Origin of the sequence: Parendozoicomonas haliclonae, from assembly GCF_900174585.1 — a bacterium.
Lineage (GTDB): Bacteria > Pseudomonadota > Gammaproteobacteria > Pseudomonadales > Endozoicomonadaceae > Sansalvadorimonas > Sansalvadorimonas haliclonae.
Genome location: NZ_FWPT01000013.1, coordinates 120,010 through 138,034, shown reverse-complemented (window position 1 = coordinate 138,034; position 18,025 = coordinate 120,010). Strand labels below are relative to the sequence as shown.

Annotated in this window: 12 protein-coding genes and 1 riboswitch; of the genes, 8 read left to right on the top strand and 4 right to left on the bottom strand. The window is 49.8% G+C overall.

All coding sequences use genetic code 11. The features are described 5' to 3' along the window. Nucleotides 1-284 precede the first annotated feature (284 nt). The 3 genes from EHSB41UT_RS22055 to EHSB41UT_RS22045 form a co-directional block, all read right to left on the bottom strand. A complete protein-coding gene (locus tag EHSB41UT_RS22055; RefSeq protein ID WP_087113020.1) occupies nucleotides 285-1,766 on the bottom strand; it encodes a WD40/YVTN/BNR-like repeat-containing protein in 1,482 nt (493 codons plus the stop codon). 553 nt (nucleotides 1,767-2,319) lie between these two features. Then, the gene (locus EHSB41UT_RS22050) at nucleotides 2,320-3,402 is read right to left on the bottom strand and encodes a hypothetical protein (protein ID WP_133060619.1); all 1,083 of its coding nucleotides are present in this window, start codon (nucleotides 3,400-3,402) and stop codon (nucleotides 2,320-2,322) included. Nucleotides 3,403-3,647: 245 nt separating this feature from the next. Continuing rightward, nucleotides 3,648-4,109, bottom strand: coding sequence for a Z-ring associated ZapG family protein (locus tag EHSB41UT_RS22045; protein ID WP_087113018.1), 462 nt, complete (start codon nucleotides 4,107-4,109; stop codon nucleotides 3,648-3,650). A gap of 224 nt (nucleotides 4,110-4,333) precedes the next feature. On the opposite strand from EHSB41UT_RS22045, the gene zapE reads away from it, so the two are divergent. The 3 genes from zapE to EHSB41UT_RS22030 all read left to right on the top strand — a co-directional run bounded on the left by zapE (nucleotide 4,334) and on the right by EHSB41UT_RS22030 (nucleotide 6,725). Continuing rightward, nucleotides 4,334-5,431 (top strand): cell division protein ZapE, encoded by a 1,098-nt coding sequence (zapE, locus tag EHSB41UT_RS22040; protein WP_087113017.1) that lies wholly within the window; start codon nucleotides 4,334-4,336, stop codon nucleotides 5,429-5,431. A gap of 20 nt (nucleotides 5,432-5,451) precedes the next feature. Continuing rightward, complete coding sequence (locus tag EHSB41UT_RS22035) at nucleotides 5,452-5,790, top strand: ArsR/SmtB family transcription factor (protein WP_087113016.1); 339 nt, start codon at nucleotides 5,452-5,454, stop codon at nucleotides 5,788-5,790. 140 nt (nucleotides 5,791-5,930) lie between these two features. Then, nucleotides 5,931-6,725 carry a TrmH family RNA methyltransferase gene (locus EHSB41UT_RS22030; protein WP_087113015.1) on the top strand — a complete coding sequence of 265 codons (795 nt, stop codon included), beginning with the start codon at nucleotides 5,931-5,933 and terminating at the stop codon, nucleotides 6,723-6,725. A 19-nt stretch (nucleotides 6,726-6,744) separates the two neighbouring features. Here EHSB41UT_RS22030 and EHSB41UT_RS22025 read toward each other — a convergent pair whose 3' ends face one another. Next, nucleotides 6,745-7,527, bottom strand: coding sequence for a hypothetical protein (locus tag EHSB41UT_RS22025; RefSeq protein WP_207626727.1), 783 nt, complete (start codon nucleotides 7,525-7,527; stop codon nucleotides 6,745-6,747). Between the two features lie 175 nt (nucleotides 7,528-7,702). Here EHSB41UT_RS22025 and EHSB41UT_RS22020 point away from each other — a divergent pair, with 175 nt between their 5' ends. The 5 genes from EHSB41UT_RS22020 to EHSB41UT_RS22000 all read left to right on the top strand — a co-directional run bounded on the left by EHSB41UT_RS22020 (nucleotide 7,703) and on the right by EHSB41UT_RS22000 (nucleotide 17,992). After that, nucleotides 7,703-10,033, top strand: coding sequence for a zinc/cadmium/mercury/lead-transporting ATPase (locus tag EHSB41UT_RS22020; protein WP_087113013.1), 2,331 nt, complete (start codon nucleotides 7,703-7,705; stop codon nucleotides 10,031-10,033). A 110-nt stretch (nucleotides 10,034-10,143) separates the two neighbouring features. Then, nucleotides 10,144-11,127: a DsbA family protein gene (locus tag EHSB41UT_RS22015; protein ID WP_087113012.1), complete on the top strand. Its 984-nt coding sequence runs from the start codon at nucleotides 10,144-10,146 to the stop codon at nucleotides 11,125-11,127. A gap of 247 nt (nucleotides 11,128-11,374) precedes the next feature. After that, nucleotides 11,375-15,961, top strand: coding sequence for an OTU domain-containing protein (locus EHSB41UT_RS22010; RefSeq protein ID WP_133060618.1), 4,587 nt, complete (start codon nucleotides 11,375-11,377; stop codon nucleotides 15,959-15,961). A gap of 87 nt (nucleotides 15,962-16,048) precedes the next feature. Further along, a riboswitch (SAM riboswitch) is annotated at nucleotides 16,049-16,127 on the top strand. Between the two features lie 187 nt (nucleotides 16,128-16,314). After that, the gene (locus EHSB41UT_RS22005; protein ID WP_087113010.1) at nucleotides 16,315-17,349 is read left to right on the top strand and encodes a methionine ABC transporter ATP-binding protein; all 1,035 of its coding nucleotides are present in this window, start codon (nucleotides 16,315-16,317) and stop codon (nucleotides 17,347-17,349) included. After that, a complete protein-coding gene (locus tag EHSB41UT_RS22000) occupies nucleotides 17,339-17,992 on the top strand; it encodes a methionine ABC transporter permease (RefSeq protein WP_087113009.1) in 654 nt (217 codons plus the stop codon). Before EHSB41UT_RS22005 ends, EHSB41UT_RS22000 begins: the two co-directional genes overlap by 11 nt. Nucleotides 17,993-18,025: the final 33 nt, after the last annotated feature.

The following is an 18,025-nucleotide window of genomic DNA, read 5'->3' as shown; positions in this document are numbered from 1 at the left end:
AAAGAAAACATAAACCTTTCTTCGGAGGTAAGCTGATGATATTGCATGGTTCTTCACTCCGGCCGAGCGAAAGTCATCAATATCGCAGCTTACCTCTTACCTGTCGCACTTGGTTTATGAATCCGCGATGCCTAATAATAATTTTATTGTTTTCATTTTTGAATTTTGTATTAGTGGTTTAGGATGTAGTGGTTTTTTCTTCTGTTTGAATGGGTTTTTAAATAGAGGACAGGTTGCTAAGAAAAAATATCCTGCAACCTGAGATTCCTATTTTTAGAGATTGTTTATCTGGTTAATTTCCAGTTTTTCCCGTTGTCAGTAGATACTCTTACACGACCTTGATCATTTTTCCCGAATAATCCATTGTTTTTTGTTCCCCAAACTTTTTTTGTGATTGCTGGCTGCTTAGAAGCTTTAGACCAAGTGCCACCGAAGTCGGTAGAGGTATAAACGCCATTATCAGGAATACCTCCTGATAGGTATATTTCACCGTCTGGGGTAAGGAGTGGAGGGGTTCTGTTTGGTAGACTTTCGGATGGAACTAGCGTCCATGTTTTACCGCAGTTTTTTGTGACATAGAGGGTGTGATTCATGACACCTTCAAGAATGCCAAATGAAGAAGATTGATCAAAATGACTGATATCATTTATGTAGCTACTTTTTGGTAAGGCGTTTTTCTTCCACTCGTTGTTGTCATAGCGGTAGCAAAAAACAGAATCGGAATCTTTAGGCAAGTACGCAAAGCCACCGTTGTAATTCCATGCCCATATTTTATAAGAAATTCCGGAGAATCCATCATTGTCAAATCGGTCTTTTCTTACTTCTTCCCAGTCGGCATTGTTAAGGCGATCTGCTGTGTAAAGTATGCCTTCTCCATCATGTCGTAGGCCAATGAACCACTTGTCTTTATTCGGGGAATGACTCAAGAAGTATATCTTTCCTCCGGGTAAATTTCCCCGATCGACTTCTTTATGTGTACCATCTTGTTTTTTGACAAGATAAATAAATCCTAGATCATCACTGATGATGAATTGGTTATCATTATATTCTGAGAGAGAGGTTATTGATGCAAGATTTGGTGAGATGGAAACTCTTTCCCATTTGTTATTTTTGGTAAGTGTTAGTATTTCACCCATTCTTGATGTTGCAAATAACTCTCCGTTCTTTCCTTCGGTTATGTTTGTAATGTGCTTGATGCCATTAAGGGCTGTTTTTTCGGACTCAAGATCCAGTTGGGTGGTTTCTTTGTTGCTGACAGGTAGTGAGGTTATGGTCTTTTTATATTCTCCGAGATTGGATGCCATTAAGTTTTTGTTGTTATTTACTGTCGTGCTTCTTGATATTCGATAGGTTTCGTCTTCTAACTTGCTGATAAGTACTCTTCCTAGGTCAGAGACTTCCCCTGCCCGTATTTCAAAATGTAATGAATCATTTTTAGGGTGAATGCGAAAACTCCCGCTTAAGCCTTTAATCTGGGTTATATAGTATTTTCCTTCTGGAAGGCTTCCTACGAAAAGCCCGGAATGGTGTGAGGTTTCTTCATTGGTTCTATAGATGATGGAGTTTAAAGATCTTTTTACATCTTTAGGTGTGGCAACTCGAAGAAAATCCGGTGTTAAGTCGATGTCTGAATTGACGGATATGGATAATACAACAATGCCATCTTTTTCTTTTGAGAATTTTTTTAGAGAAGATGATTTTGATGCGCAGCCTGTTAGTATTAGGATGAAAGCTAGTGCTAATATTTTTTTTGTTGCTTTATGCATGCTAATTCCTGAAGTGACAGTTTATAAATTTATTTTTTCTTTAGGTGTTATATTTTTATTTTTTGATTATTGTTTTTGGTCAACAGCATCGGAGCACTTTTTTTGAGAAAGCTACCGCACCGATCATGCACAGGCTGTAATCTGTGCGTGGTGAATTCCGGTAATCACTCTATTGAAAAATTATGCCAATAATTGGCTGGTAGTGATAGGTAGGAATATTATGTTTGTACGTGTTCTATGATGGGTGTGTTTTATTTTTTGGTCGGTGTCTTTGTTTTTTTTGTAGTTTTTGTGTGATTTTTCCATGTTTTTCATTCGATGCATATTCGCAGGATATGACCAATCTCATGGGCGTATCTATATGGCGATAAGATTCGACTATCGTTGGGGAAGGTTGAATTTAAGTTGATGATAGAAAACGTTCTTGCTGTCTAAAGAAAATATTAGAAATTCTTATTGTTTGTTTTTATGAATGAGTGGCGGTGTAAAACTAATCCGATTTTTTAAGTTTTACGAGTTTGAATTGGTTGTGATAACTACCTTGATGCTTTACTCATAGCGAATCTGCTGGACTAATCCCATAAGCGTTGTCTTTTATTGTGGTTTTTGAGAAGGCTTTGACTGCCTGTTCGGGCCCAGAGTGTTGTTGGAACCAGTTATTAGAGATCATACAGCTTTCTTCAGGCTCTCCACCAATATATATAGGTGTCTCCAACGCAGAAAATGTATTGTTGTAAATCTCAATACGTGTGCCAGCGGTATTGGTTCCATCCTTACGTGCATGGCCACCGTGCATATCAAAACAGTGGCTTAATGAGACACCAAGTTCAACATTGTTTCTTGCTATATAACTGTCGCCAGGTAAGCCCGTTCCGGCTATTGAATGACGGTTCCAATTGAAAAGGTTATATTCTATCAATGATTTAGCTGTCCCATGAACAACACCATATCCCAGACCATCATATTGACAATGATGAATGAAATTGTGGTGGATGTGATGATCCTGGCCACTGATTAAATAAGTGCTTCCGTGTGAAAATGCAGATATTTCACAATTATCAACTTCTAGATTGTTGTGTTGTGTGACTATTCCAGCGGATGTTGGAAATTGGTAGTAATAATTGTGGCCGTCACCGTTATTGCCAAATGATCTGCGGTGATGGTCTAGATATCGTTTGGCATTCGGCCCTTTTATTCTTAGCCCGGTAATGCGTACATTAGGACCATCAGCGCTTATAAGTACTGGTGTTTTAAGTGCATCGCTGAAAAGCATAGCCCCTTTTGAATTACCATTTCCTCTATTGCCAGCTAATGTGACGCCTTCGGGTATATGAAGAGAGAGCTGTTCGATATAAACACGAGTCGTTAGATCAATTTCTATTTCATCTGGAATGAAAACAATTTCGCCATGGGTTGCTTTGGATAGTGCATCCAATAGAGAGTCCAAGTCTTCTACGTAGTAGTCTCCTTCAGTGATGGTTTGTGTATACCCACTACCTCCACCGATAGGACCTTGTGAGTTTGGCTTTGCACCATAAGTTTGACCGTTTATCTCAATCCATGTTGTGTCGTTTGAAGCTAAAGAAATATTTGAAAAAAGCAATAGTAAAAATCCAGCTGGTAGCAGTTTGCGCAAAATTTGGGACACCATTTGAGTGTGGTATGGCCGACTGAGTGTGCAGATATATCGCCATTTGGTAGGCAGAGGATAGTTGATCTTTCACGTTATTCACGAAAGTGTAAAAATTGGGTTTATGTAGGGTAGGGCTACTCTCTGATTGGAATGGCTTCTTGAATGGAAATATAGGATATAGATTGTTTGTTCGGAAATAAAAAAGGCAGCTTGTTAAAGGCTGCCTTTCTCTAATGCGCTTGAAATAATTAAGCCGCCGAATCCTTATCGGAATCCTGCTGATTGTCCGCAACCCGGAAGTTCTCAGACAGAGTACCTTCGTCGCTCACCTTTTTCGGGGCGTAGTCTTTTGGTTGTTCGGTCAGTGCGCTATTGGCATTGCGGGTCAGGGCCTGGGAGCTGAGCAGAGCATCGTTCAGGCGATGGCGGGTCAGTTCGTCGGTGCACAGTTCATTGGCACTGGTGGCCAGATGCTCATGGACATCCCGGTAGGTTTCGGTCAGACGGTTGACCAGATGGGCACTGGTGCTGAAGTGATCAGCGACCTTATTCTGGTAGTCTTTCAGTTCCGCTTCCAGTTCTGCAATACGGGTTCGGCTGGAGCCTCCTGCACGCCCGCCTGCAAGGAAATAATACAGAACTATCCCCACGACCAGCCCGGTAAAAAAGGCGAGTCCACCGACAGTCCAGAGCAGGTTTGTTATCTCCACAGTCCAGCCTCAGTCATCATCCAATCATTCCAATGGCACTAACTTATAACCTTTTTCTGTGAGTGTATAGGTCTTCCCCGTTACTAAATGTTGTACCAAATCAATAGTTGCGTTCTATCGAAAAGCATGAGTAACGGCACTTGAGTCCCGCTGGCAGTAGAGTGACAACACAGTTCAGGGTAAAGTGTGCACCCCGGAGACTGGCTCGTTGAAAGAAAAACAGTATGACACCCGCTGAGCTATACCAGAAAAATCTAAAAGAACACGGTTTTACCCACGACCTGGCTCAGGAAGAGGCGGTTCGTCATTTGCAGCGCCTGTATGATGACCTGATTGCCGCCGATCAGAAAAAGGGCGGACTGAAAGAGTTGTTCTCGTTCGGAAAGAAAGACAAGGAACCCTGTCAGGGACTGTATTTCTGGGGCGGGGTAGGCCGGGGTAAAACCTGGCTGGTAGATACCTTCTACGATTGTCTGCCCTTTGAGAACAAGATGCGCACCCACTTCCACCGCTTTATGAAGCGTGTGCATGAAGAGCTGCGTACGTTAGATGGTCAGAAAAATCCGTTGGTGATTGTTGCTCAGCGGTTAGCGAAAGAAGCTCGGGTGATCTGCTTTGATGAATTCTTTGTCTCTGATATTACCGATGCCATGATCCTCGCCAAGCTGTTGGATGAGCTGTTCAAGAACGGCGTCAGTCTGGTAGCGACCAGTAATATTGTTCCGGATGGTTTGTATAAAGATGGCCTGCAGCGGGACAAGTTCCTGCCAGCGATTGCCCTGCTGAATAAATATCTTGATGTGGTTAATGTCGATAGCGGCATCGATTACCGTCTTCGAGTATTGGAACAGGCGGAGCTCTATCATCATCCGCTGGGTGATGAGGCAACCCAGGCCATGGATAAGAACTTTCAGGCGCTGGCAACCGATAAAAAGCAGATTCGTGAGCAGGATGAGCTGATTGTTGAAGGGCGACCGATTGCTTACCGGAAGGTCTGTGAAGATATTATCTGGTTTACCTTTGAGGCCTTGTGCGACGGCCCACGCAGCCAGAATGACTACATTGAACTGGCGAAAGAGTTTCATACTGTTCTGGTATCTGATGTGCCCCAGATGGGCCGCGCAACGGATGATCAGGCTCGTCGATTCATCAACATGGTGGATGAGTTTTATGATCGGGGCGTTAAACTCATTATGTCCGGTGCGGTTCCGTATCTTGAGCTCTATACCGAAGGCAAACTGGAATTTGAATTCCAGCGTACCCTGAGCCGTGTTCAGGAAATGCAGTCCCATGAATATCTTGCCCGGGAGCATAAACCCTGAAGCCGAAAACAGCAGAAGCTATGGATAAATCCACGACGGAATGTTGCAACGACCAGTCCGACTCCGGGCTGGCCGTGAATGATCAGGAAATGACCGCGCTGTCCAAAATCTTCAAGGTACTTGGGGATGAAGGGCGGCTGCGGATGGTTGTTGCCTGTATGGAAGAGCCAAGAGCCGTGTGTTGCCTGGCAGAACTGGCCGGGCTGTCACAGTCTCTCACAAGTCACCATCTGCGGGCCTTGCGGGAGATGCGCATTCTGCGTTCGACCCGCAAAGGGCGGCAGATGTTCTATGAATTGGATGATGATCATATTCGCCATGTATTGCAGGATTTGATTGTTCATATCCGCGAGCATTAATTCCAAAGGCAAGTGCTGCGACGAACCGGCTGATCTCGTGGTATTATTGCCATCATTGTTCTATCTGAAATCCGGATCGCGTGCTGAAGGCACGGCTTCTCTTATTCCGGAACCGTTACACGTCTTTATGAATCCCCTTTATGAATAAGTCTGACAGCGCCGAATACCTGGCCAGAAAACGCTTCTTTGATCAATTGCTGACTGTTTATGGCCGCAAGCCGGTACTGGAAGCGCTGCAGGAAAAAGGCGTGAAGGTGCACCGTCTACATCTGGCGGAATCCAACAAGTCGGCGCCGATTCTTGATGAGATTATCAGCCTTGCTGAAGCCAAGGGCGCGGAAGTGCTGTATCACGATCGCAAGGCGCTGTCCCGTATCTCCAAAAACAGCAAGCAGGATCAGGGTGTTGCTGTGGATCTGGTGTGTGCCGGTTATGGTGAGTACAAGGACTTTCTGGCGAACCCGCCCCGCAAGAACTTCGAGCTGCTGGCGCTGGACGGTATTACCAACCCGCAGAACCTGGGCATGATCATTCGTTCCGCCTGTGCCGGTGAGATCGATGGCATTTTGTTGCCAAAGCAGGGCAATGCCAAGATTGATCCGCTGGTGATTAAGGCCAGTGCCGGTACGCTGTTTAAAGCCCGCCTGCTGCGTTGTGATAATCTGGCTGAGGCTCTGAAAGATTTTCAAAATGAGCTTCCGGACAACCAGTGCAATATTTATGGCCTCTCATCCCATGCGGATTACAAGATTGGTGATTCTCTGCCACAGGGCGCCAATATCTTTGTGCTGGGGAATGAGACTGATGGTGTGTCCAAAGAGGTCAGCCAGCTGTGCGATAAGATGCTGGCTATTCCGATGAACAATGGAGTGGAATCTCTGAATGTGGCCGTGACGGCAAGCCTGTTGGCCTTCCGAAAAGTGATGGCTGGCTAACAGCTCTATTGCCGCATCCTTAGATCGGCACAAAAGCCATGGTGGCCACACCATGGATCACCCGGTTAATAGTGCGGTTATGTTTCTGGGCAACCAGAGTCGCCATCATATCCTGATGGGCGGTGAGCTTGGCGAAGATGCGGGCGAATTCAAAGTTCACGTCTTTGCCTGAGCCGTGGGCCAGCAGATAAGGCTGGCCATTGTCCTGAATACGGCTGCGCAGGCGCCAGGATGTTGCTTCAATATTTCTGGCGCTGTCGTAAAGCTTCTGTTCATCCAGAGAGTCCATAATAAAAAACTCTCTCTGGTCATTCCAGGACCGGCGAATCATGCTGGTCAGCCCCGCCATTAATGCAAAGACTCTGTCGTTTTGATACTGCTCATCAAAAGCCAGAGTGATGGCTTCTATGCTGCTCTTCTCGCCCAGCTCTGCGAAGGCGTTATCGGCGCTTTCACCAAACAGTTCCCGGATACGGGATGCGACAGTTTCTCCTTCCGCTTTCCTTAACTCACCGGGATTACGTTTGTAGAGCTTGATCATCAGGCTTTGCAGCAGCTCTTCCTGCTCCAGCACATAGGCATCAGCCACGAGGTCGATATCGCTCTTGGCAAGATCGGAGACTTCAAAAGGTTCACTGGCACATCCGGCCAGTATCAGCAGTGTGCTGATAAACAGAGGTCGGGTACACCTTGGAGCAAAGCGGGCAATTGTTAGTGTGGCTGGCATTTGGGTTACGCCCATCCAGAGCTTTTTTACCCAGAATACTGTGCTGCAGATAGTGAAGTCTATGACCTGCGCCATGGTCTATGTGTGTTCGCTTTGCCATAAAGAACCAGCGCAGGGATGCAGCGAAAACGGTTGTCTGGCAAATGCGATCTGCTAATATATGAATATAAATTCATGTGTTTGGTGTTTTATTGAGCCGCTATCGGCTCTTCCGCAGGCTGCCAGTCAGCCTTATTCAAGAAGGTGAACTATGAGTTCCTCATGTCAAAGCAAAGGCTGCCACAGCAGCCACTGTCATGCACCGGCACGGGCTCACGTCTCTCATGGCGCAATGTCTTCTATCGAGAACAGCTGTGATTCTGCCCCGACCAGCAGTGAACACAGCAGTGACGGTGGAGGCTGTTGTTCAGTCAGTGATGACGGAGATCCGGAGTCGGAGGTATCAACGCTATCGACGTCTAAAGCTTCCCATAGCTGGCATATTGCCGGTATCGACTGTCCATCCTGTATTAAAAAAGTAGAAACGGCTCTGGCCAGGGTTCATGGCGTGAAAACGGCCCGAGTTTCTTTTGCCACCATGCGTCTCCAGGTGGCCTTCCATTCTGATCAAGACAATATCCCGGGCGTGTTCGCCTGTGTCGAAGAGCTTGGCTATCAGCTTAGTGAGCTGGAAGCTGGCCCAGTTAAAGTGGAAGAGCCCCACTTCCTGAAAAAATATTCCTCGATTCTGATTCTGGGTGCTCTGCTTGGCGGTGGTGCCATGCTGTCGTCCGTTATGCCTGATATTGGTCGTTTGACTCTGGTACTGGCCACCCTATGGGGTGTTTACCCTATTGGTCGTAAAGCCTGGAGTCAGGCGCGTTCCGGCACACCCTTCGGGATCGAAACCCTGATGACGGTTGCCGCGCTGGGGGCGCTTTTCCTCGGCGAGACGCTGGAAGCGGCCATGGTATTGCTGCTGTTTATGATTGGTGAACAGCTTGAAGGTCTGGCAGCCAGCCGTGCCCGTAAAGGGGTGGAAAGCCTGATGGCATTAACGCCGGATAAGGCTTTGCGGATTCATATCAACGACGATGGTCAGGAACATCGTGAGAGTGTACTGGCCGAACGACTGACACCTGGGGATATCATTGAGGTAATGCCGGGAGATCGGCTGGCTGCCGATGGGCAACTGGTTTCCCCGCAGGCCAGCTTTGATGAAAGTGCTCTGACCGGTGAATCCGTGCCGGTTGATCGACAGGCCGGCGAAACAGTGATGGCCGGCAGTCTGTGTGTGGATCGTGTGGTGCGTCTGCAGGTGGTTTCCGAGCCGGGGCAGAATGCTATCGACCGGATCGTCAAACTGATTGAGGATGCCGACGAAAGCAAGGCGCCGATTGAGCGCTTTATTGATCGTTTCAGCCGCTGGTATACCCCGCTGATAATGTCCCTTTCCGTGCTGGTGATTGTTGTTCCGCCATTACTGTTGGGAATGGATTGGGAAACCTGGATATACCGTGGCCTGACTTTATTGCTGGTGGGTTGCCCCTGTGCATTGGTGATTTCCACACCGGCGGCGGTCACCTCCGGGCTGGCCCGAGCTGCCCGACAGGGCATCCTGATTAAAGGCGGAGCTGTGCTGGAACAGCTCGGCGCTGTCCGACAGGTAGCCTTTGATAAAACCGGTACTTTGACCGAAGGTCGTCCGGAAGTGGTTGATCTTGTTGCCTTGAATGGTTCGTCGGAAAATCTGCTGGCTATGGCTGCCGCTGTTGAGCAGGGTTCCCGGCATCCTTTAGCCCAGGCTGTGGTCCGCTATGCCGGGCAGCAAGCGATTACCATCCCTGTTGCGGATGATCTGGAGGCCAATGTCGGTCGCGGTGTCAGTGGTCGCGTTAATGGCAATGAGGTGAGTGTGGGCTCACCGGCTCACCTTGCCGAGCTGATCGATGCGAATGCCAACACGCATATTGCCCGTCTGGAAGAGCAGGGCTGTACGGTTGTGGGTGTGGCCTGTGATGGACAGCTTCTGGGTGTGCTTGCCATACGCGATACCCTGCGCAGTGATGCAGGGGATGCGGTTCGAGCACTGGAACAGCTGGGGGTTCAGGCTATTATGCTGACCGGAGATAACAAGCGTGCAGCTGCCGCCATTGCCGGTGAGTTGGGAATCGCTTACCGGGCTGGCCTGCTGCCGGAAGGTAAGGTGACTGAGGTGCAGGCTCTGCAGCGTCAGTCTCCCGTTGCGATGGTGGGGGATGGCATCAATGATGCGCCGGCTCTGAAAATGGCCGATGTCGGTATCGCCATGGGTAAGGGCACGGATGTGGCACTGGAAACCGCCGATGCAGCACTGACCCATGAACGGGTTCAGGATCTGGCCAGCATGATTGATCTGTCCCGGGCCACGCTGAACATTGTTCGCCAGAATGTGTTCTTTGCGATTGGTCTGAAGGCGGTATTCCTGGTGACCAGCCTGACCGGTGTTACCGGGTTGATGCTGGCGGTTATGGCCGATACCGGAGCAACTGCACTGGTGACCCTGAACTCTCTGCGTCTCTTACGCCGCAGGAAACTTCAGCTGCGCCGCAGAAAGCTGTAGCTGCGTCACGGGGCGCATCGTTAAACGATAAACATCTGCCGGCAAGTTGGGATAGACTGGCCGGCTGACAATGAAAAAACCAAATCAATACTGAAATTAAGGCTGTCACTATGTTGAAACCAGTTGCCGCACTGTCCGCTGCCATCATGATGTCTGGCACCGCCCTGGCTCAGGATGTGCTGTTCAGCTACGGCGGAAAGGATTATCAATTAAGCGATCTGCAGCCCGAGTTGCAGCAGCGTTACTTTGATAACCTGCAGGAAGCCCGGGAAAAGAATCTCTCCCTGCTGGATCAGGCGGTACTGGATATTTATATCGACAAGCTGGCTGCCAGCCAGAACAAGTCTGTAGTGGAAGTGCGTGAGCAGCTGTTCAAGGTTGAGCCGATCTCTGATGACGAAGTGAAGACGGTTTACGAGCAGTACCAGGGGCAGATCGGGATGCCATTTGAGCAGGTGAAAGAGCAGCTGCGCCAGCGTATGGAAGCCATGAAAGCACAGGAAGGTGTTCTTGCCCTGATTGATGAAGCCAAAGAAAAGAATGGCTTCACGGTGAAAATCCCTGCTTCAGAATCACCCACCTTTCTGATGGACCTCACTCCGTTCCCTTACAAGGGTGCCAGCAATCCCAAGCTGACCATTGTTGAAGTAGCTGACTACCGCTGCCCTTACTGCAAGGTATCCAGCGATGCGGTCATGAAACTGATGGACAAGTATGGTGATGATGTTCGCCTCTACTATGTCGATCTGAACGTGGTGCAGCCGGCCTCCGGTATCAGTGTCAAGGTGATGGAGGGCGCTTACTGCGCCCGCCAGCAGGATAAGTACTGGGAATACAACAAGGCCGCGTATGCCATGCAGTCCGACCTATCTCTGGAATCTCCGGTGCAGCTGGCCGAGAAGCTAGGTCTGAACAAGCAGACTTTTGAAGCCTGTCTGACCTCTGACGCCGCCAAAGCCTATGTGGCGCAATCCCAGCAGTTTGCCCGTAGTTATGGGGTAAGCGGTACTCCGACCTTCTTCGTTAATGGCAAGCGTCTGCACAGCCATGATCCGGAAGCCGATCTGAAGGCAATGATTGAAAAAGCGCTCTAAAATTTAGCCTCTATACTTGCCGCCCTTTGCACTCGCTCCCACGCTCAGCGTGGGAGCGAGACAGTACTTTGGAACTAAAGTGACGGGGCGGCACTTGTTTCTATTCTTCACCGGTCAGATTCAGCAATCTGTCAGGATTCTATGGCCTGCTATCTGGCTGTGCCTGCCGTATCTATTATGTCTGGCTTTGCTGCTCCCCGCAGATGATCTCTTTGCAGCAAAGGGTAAGCTGAGCTGGTATCAGCGAATGAGTGCAGGAGGTAAGACCTTCTCGGTCTGGGGGGATGATCAGGCCGACGAGCTTCAGTTTCACTTTCATCAGATGCAACTAATGTTCCGGGATTATCAGAACCGAAGTCCCTACTTTGTACCAGCGGCCTTAGCCCGAAGTCTAAGACTGATGGAAGAGGAGCAGGAACACCTGAGCGCCGATCAGTGCAACTGGCTGAAAATGCACCATTCCCTATTGGAGCGCTGTGCAAGGCAACGTTTCACCATTCATTGCTCAGGTGCCAGTAAAAATAAGATCGAGCCATCAAAGCCCCATTTAGAGCCCAAGTCAGAATCCCAGCCTGAATCCAGGCCAGAGCCTAAATCTCAGCCTAAACAAGAATCAAAGTCAGAGTCCCAACCCCAATCTAAGCCCAAATCCAAAGCCAAAGCCAAGCATAAGCCCGTACCGCCATTTCCTGAAAAGGTGAGTACAGCTATTGCCCAGAGCCAAACCATTAAAGAGCTGAAAAAGCTCCGTAAAAAGCAGAGCAAGCATTTCGCCAATCAAGGCTGGGATGTTGATGGTTTGTATCAGAGGATTGAGCGAAGAAGGGATGAGTTGATCCGCCTGGAGCTACAGGAGTTTGAAGCCCGCAGACCCAGATCTACACCGGAGCCTGAATCTTCCGAAGAAGACCTATGGCAGAAGTGGGTAGACATTATCCAGCAGACATCCCGTGACCAGCTTAAGCAGGTTAAAGGCCGGGCTTATCAAGAATTGCCACTTAAAGATAGAGGCAGGCTTAACAAGCTGATTAACGAGCGGGAACAGGTTTTAAGCCAGGCGATGAACGAGCGTCGCTTTGGTCATCTGGCGGGCGTCAATCTGGTCAAGTACCGCCAGCGCCTGAGCGCATTGTTATCCCAATGGCAGATCCAGCAGGTATTGATTGAGGGCGATGGTAACTGTGTCGCTTCTGCTCTTGGCAGACAATTATCCCAACCGGGCAGCGCAGTGCGGCAGGATCTGCATCGGTTGTATCAGGTGCTCAAAGAGACAGACCCTGATCTACCTGAAGTGGTAGCACTCGCTGAACTCGGGGAAGGTCTGCTTTTAGAGGAAAAAGAGTGGCTCGATGTTCAGCCTGTCCTGGCACTGGCGGCAAAGGTCTATAAACGACCAGTCGTTCATATTATGCCGTCCACTACTGAGCCCCGACCGGTGGCGGAAATCTACTGGCCGGATGACAGTCATGATCCTGAAACACCGATCAAACAGACGCTGGTGATGCTCCATGATGGTTATGGTCATTACAACGCCGGGCTGGCATCGAATGTCTCTGAGCCGGTCATCAATCTTCTGGAACCGGAATGGAGTGGGCTGAAAACATTATCTCAGAGCACATTACCGGAGCAAGGCGATGATGGTGAGACTTATGACCAGAGAGTTCAGGGCTTCCTTGATGCCCATCAGCTGATGTTTATAGGGGCTGGCGACAGTAGCCACAGCTTTTATGAAGCGATGGCCCACGGGCTGGGCCAGCCGGGTTGGCGCTGGAAGGCGCAAACGCTGGCAGAGGCTTTTGCTCAGGCAGCTCTGTGGATGGAAGATGTGCAGCCGAAAGAGGCTGATGGTTCTCGGCAGGTTCAGGAAATAGATGGCGATAGCTCTAGTCACCGGATGACCATGGCGGCCAATATGTTTCAGCGGCCTTTTATTCACGTGTTCAAATATCCTGACAGCCACAAGCCGGTGGTGCAGACCTTCTGGCCTAACAGTGATCCGCTATTGAGCGAAGACCCGTTTGCCCGGGCAGTGGTGATGATAAGTGATGGGGCGGGGCGTTATCGCGCTGCTAAACAGAGAGTTGAGCCGATAGCAGAGACCTCTCCACTGGCTAGTACTCCGGAGGATCAGAAGTCTTCGCAGGATGATGACATTACATCGGATGATCCAGCTGTGCTGGCCGTCTTTCCCGGTACATCTGGCAAGCTCTCACAGGGTAGCTCTGATCCGGGGTATGGCAGTGAGGGAACACTGTCGCAAAATGAATCACATGCTGACTCTGAAGAGCCACTTTATGGCTCTGATTTGTCCCAGCAAAGTCTGGCTGCAGAGCAGGGCGCCTCGCCGCTGTTGATTGATGGGCAATCTCTTAATGAACTTTATACGCAGTTATTAAAGTATCAGGAGGATGACACGGTTGATGACTGGACCGCAGCATTGGCGTCACTGGATCTGCTCTCTCTGGATGCTCCGGATGTCAATCTGCATGCCAATGTCTTTGATGTACTTTCCCGCCTGCTTGGGCTGCAGGAGGGGCGGCAGGATCATAGTTATCTACCGGCAGAAACATTAAAGGGGCGTGTGCTTAATGAGCTGTCGGGGTTTCTTGAGAGCGAGCAGATGTTGAGTGTTCTGGACTTTCAACTGTTCGGGGATGAAGAGCACGGCGGGTTAAATTATCACGATCTGCAGGCGCGGCTAAAAGACCATGATGATGCACTGACCCAAACTCCGGCACTGTTTATGCTGTTATCCCAGATGCTGGGACAAAAGCTGGTGGTACTGTATCGACCGCCATTCTCCACGCTGACACATCATGAGTTGGGGCTGGTGTTTTACCCTGGGCGGCAGCCGCTGACGCTGTCAGCAAAGGATTTTAATAAGCAGATCGAACGTAAGGAGCCAGAGAGTGTCCCACTGTATCTGGCATGGATGAATGGTCGCTGGCACGGGCTGGCGGATGCTCAGGTGGCAGTGGGCTTTTACCACCAGACAGTACAGGCTGTGTGTGCAGCAAATGTTGTCACCGAAGACTCTTTGGTAGATAGCTGTCTGGAAACCGAGACAGATAAATATCTCTATCACTTTGAAGAAGAGTCCGTAGATCGTCGTAAGCGCGAAAGTATCCGGTTGGCGATGCGTCAGCATGAGGTGGTTGGCTATGTGGTGCGGGGAGAGTGGTCAGCCGTTATTGATGCTCTGGAAGGCAGCAGCTGGCGCAAGGCACCCATCCAATACCGAACCATGTTTGGTTATTTTCTGGCTAAGGCTTATGCGGCTAACGGCGATCGTGAGAGCTTTCTGGATCTTTATTACTGGCTCGAACCTCTGATCCACTCTTCCCGTGGCCGCCTTTTGCTGCTGGACTTACTGCACCAGGCACCTTCTGCGAATGTCGGCAAGGGTACCGTCATAAAGGAGGCTCGCCGATTCCCTCGCCAAGGCTCCCGCGCTTATATTGTGGCGCTGGCCTCCTTTTATGAGAAGCAGCTGCATCTTATTGATGCGGCCCGTGCGGTATTAAAGCGTTATCACCAGGATCACCCCGACGACTGGCGTATCGTTTTGAATATGGCTGGGCTGGCAGGGAAGATTCCTGCCTCAAAACGTCAGGAGCGGGATTGTGCCCTGCGGGATCTGGAACAGTCGCTCAAAGAGCTTATTCGCAAGTATCCAAACAACCCAGAGATTGTCGCCTGTTATGCTGTGCTGTGTGGTCAGTTGGGGCAGGCTCATCGTGCTTATTCCGCGTTGGAGAAGGTGGGGTTGGAATCCAATGAGAAGGTCCTGAGCACCTGGGCGGCATTGAAGCTGAAAAAGGTAAAATCTGCCGAGGTAGTTGAAAATGTGTATCAAAAGCTTAAGCCGGTGGCCAGGAACTCACCAGCTCTTTACCGGCAATATTTAAGCACCTTTCAACACTCCAGTGATCAACAGCGGCTGGTGGAAATTCTGCCCGAGCTGAAGGCAGAAACCGCCCGGGCCCGAAATACCCGACACTATGTATTTATGTTGAATATTCTGCTGCGGGTTTATGTCGCGCTGGGGTATGAGTTTCAGCAGCAGGAAGTTTTGCAGACACTGAAGTCTGTAAGCAGACACTCACAGGCTTCATTGGATGCTGTCGTTATTGAGCATCTGTTGTTTCTTGGGCAGACCCGTAAAGCTCGCCTGCTGGCAGATAAGCTGGTGAATGCAGGGGGAAGTGAACGGTTTCTGGTGATGTTGCAGGCTCGGGCCCATGCCGATGATCAATCCCCTGATGCTGACAGACTGATGAATAACCTTTTCAGTCAGTTTGAGAAAAAGCCGGAAGCCCATTATCAGATTGGTCGGGAAGTACAGCGTTATTACCAGAAGACGCGGCAGATGGATCAATGGGTCAAGGTATCCAAACGTTTACAGAAGGCATTCCCGGGAGACAAGAAACTCCTGCATCAGCTGGCTTACGCCGGAAAGGAAGCGGCAGACAGTTTTGTGGAGGAAGCGGGTGACCTGTTTGATGGTGGACACAGTGCCGAGGCCCGTGACCGATACCTGAAGGCGGCCTCCTATTACCGCTCGACGTTTTATAATGAGAAGTTGTCTCCCTGCGGGTTAACAGCTGGGTATGAGGCGTTATCACTCTATGCCTGGCTGAACCGAACCAAAAATTTTGATGGCCTGATTGATCTGTATGAAACGAGCCGGCAAAGCAGCAGGCAGTGGCAGCACTATATTAAAGACCCTGACCATGCGGTTGTGTCTGAGCAGCAGGAGAGCGATCTGCAACGCATGAAAAAGTGGCGACGCTCAAACAGTGGTCGGCCATTTCGTGAATTGAAAGCTTCATAAGTATGGAGCGGGCCGGACGGGATATTGGTTTATAGGTGTTTATACTTATTTGAATCGGGTTGACACTATCTGTCGTAAAAACGTAGTCTTCGGTCAGGCGCTGATTTGTTACTTCGGCTTGCGGGCGCTTAATAAATACCGCTAAAGAGATAGTGGACGTCTATCCACTTTGTCGAACCACTGCAAGGCAGTGTACTCCTTCGATATCCTCTCCTGGCGTACCCGCATCCATTGTAACCTGTCCGCGTCTGACTGAATCAGTTTCGGTGTAGGCCTTGTCTTATCTCCAATCTGATCTGCAATAACGACCCAAGAATAGAAATCCGTCATGTTGTGATGTCTGCGGAGCTGCAATGATCGAATTCAAAAATATCTGTAAAACCTTTCAGGGACCTTCCGGGCCGGTTGCAGCGCTGGCTGATATTTCTCTCTCTGTGCCTGAAGGCTGTATCTATGGTGTGATTGGTTCCAGTGGTGCCGGAAAGAGTACGCTGATTCGCTGTGCCAATCTGCTGGAAGTGCCTACATCCGGAAGTGTGACTGTTGGTGGTCGTGACCTGATGGCGCTGGATGCAGCAGGTTTGCGTGAAGCTCGCCGTCAAACAGGAATGATCTTCCAGCACTTTAACCTGCTGGCCAGCCGTACCGTGTTTGGCAATATCGCTTTGCCACTGGAACTGGCCGGTGAATCCAGAGCGGCGATTGATCGCAAGGTTCTGCCCTTACTGGAATTGGTGGGCTTACAGGATAAGAAAGACAACTATCCGAGCCAGCTATCCGGTGGTCAGAAGCAGCGGGTTGCAATTGCCCGCGCATTGGCCAGCAATCCGAAGGTGTTGCTCTGTGATGAAGCGACATCCGCACTGGATCCACAAACCACAGTGTCCATTCTCAATCTGTTGAAAGATATCAACCAGAAACTGGGGCTGACCATTCTGCTGATTACCCATGAAATGGATGTGGTGAAATCCATTTGTGATCGGGTGGCGATACTGAGTCAGGGCCGGGTGATTGAGGAGAATGATGTGGAATCCTTCTTCCTGGCGCCAAAAACAGAGCTGGCCCGGGAGTTTGTTCGTGCTGCTATTCATGCCAAGCCAGTTTCTGATCTGGGGCAAAGCCTCTCTGCCGAACCACAGGACGGCAGTCGTCCGGTTTTGCAGATTGCCTTTGTCGGTCAGGCTGTTGCCCAGCCTCTTATTACCCAGGCATCCCGCAAGTTTGGTGTGGACTTCAGCATCCTGCAGGCGGATATCGAAACCGTCCATGGCAAGCCCATGGGCTTTTTGATGGTGGAAGCGTTGGGAGAGCCGCAGGCGGTCAAACAGGCGCAAAGCTTTTTACAGGATCACAAACTGCAGGTGGAGGTAGCCGGTTATGTCTGCTGATGCATGGGTACTTCTTGGGGAATCCCTACTGGAAACCCTCTATATGGTGATTGTTTCCGGTCTGGTCAGTGCGCTGCTGGGGATTCCTCTAGGTGTGTTGCTGCATGTGACCCGTCCTGGCCAGATTCTTGAGCGCAAGGTTTTGAATCAGCTGCTGGGTATTGTGGTGAACGCTACCCGTTCCGTGCCGTTTATTATTCTGATGGTGGCGATTATTCCGCTGACCCGTCTGATTGCCGGTACCTCTATCGGCACCACGGCCGCCATAGTGCCTTTGGCTCTGGCCAGTATTCCGTTTGTGGCCCGTATTGCCGAAGGTGCTTTGAATGAGGTCTCTTCCGGGCTGGTGGAGGCGGCGCAGTCAATGGGCGCGACGCCGCTGCAGATTATCTCCCGGGTAATGCTGCCGGAAGCTCTGCCGGGGCTGATCAATGGTTTAACCCTGACACTGGTGACACTGGTCAGCTACTCTGCCATGGCCGGTGCCATTGGTGGCGGTGGTCTGGGTGACCTGGGAATTCGTTATGGTTATCAGCGTTTTGATGGGGTCATTATGCTGGTAACAGTGGCGGTGCTGATCCTTCTGGTTCAGCTGATTCAATCTGCGGGCGAAAAACTGCAGGCTCATTTCGAGCATAAATAAAAGAAATCGATAACACTTCACATAAGTGAACGC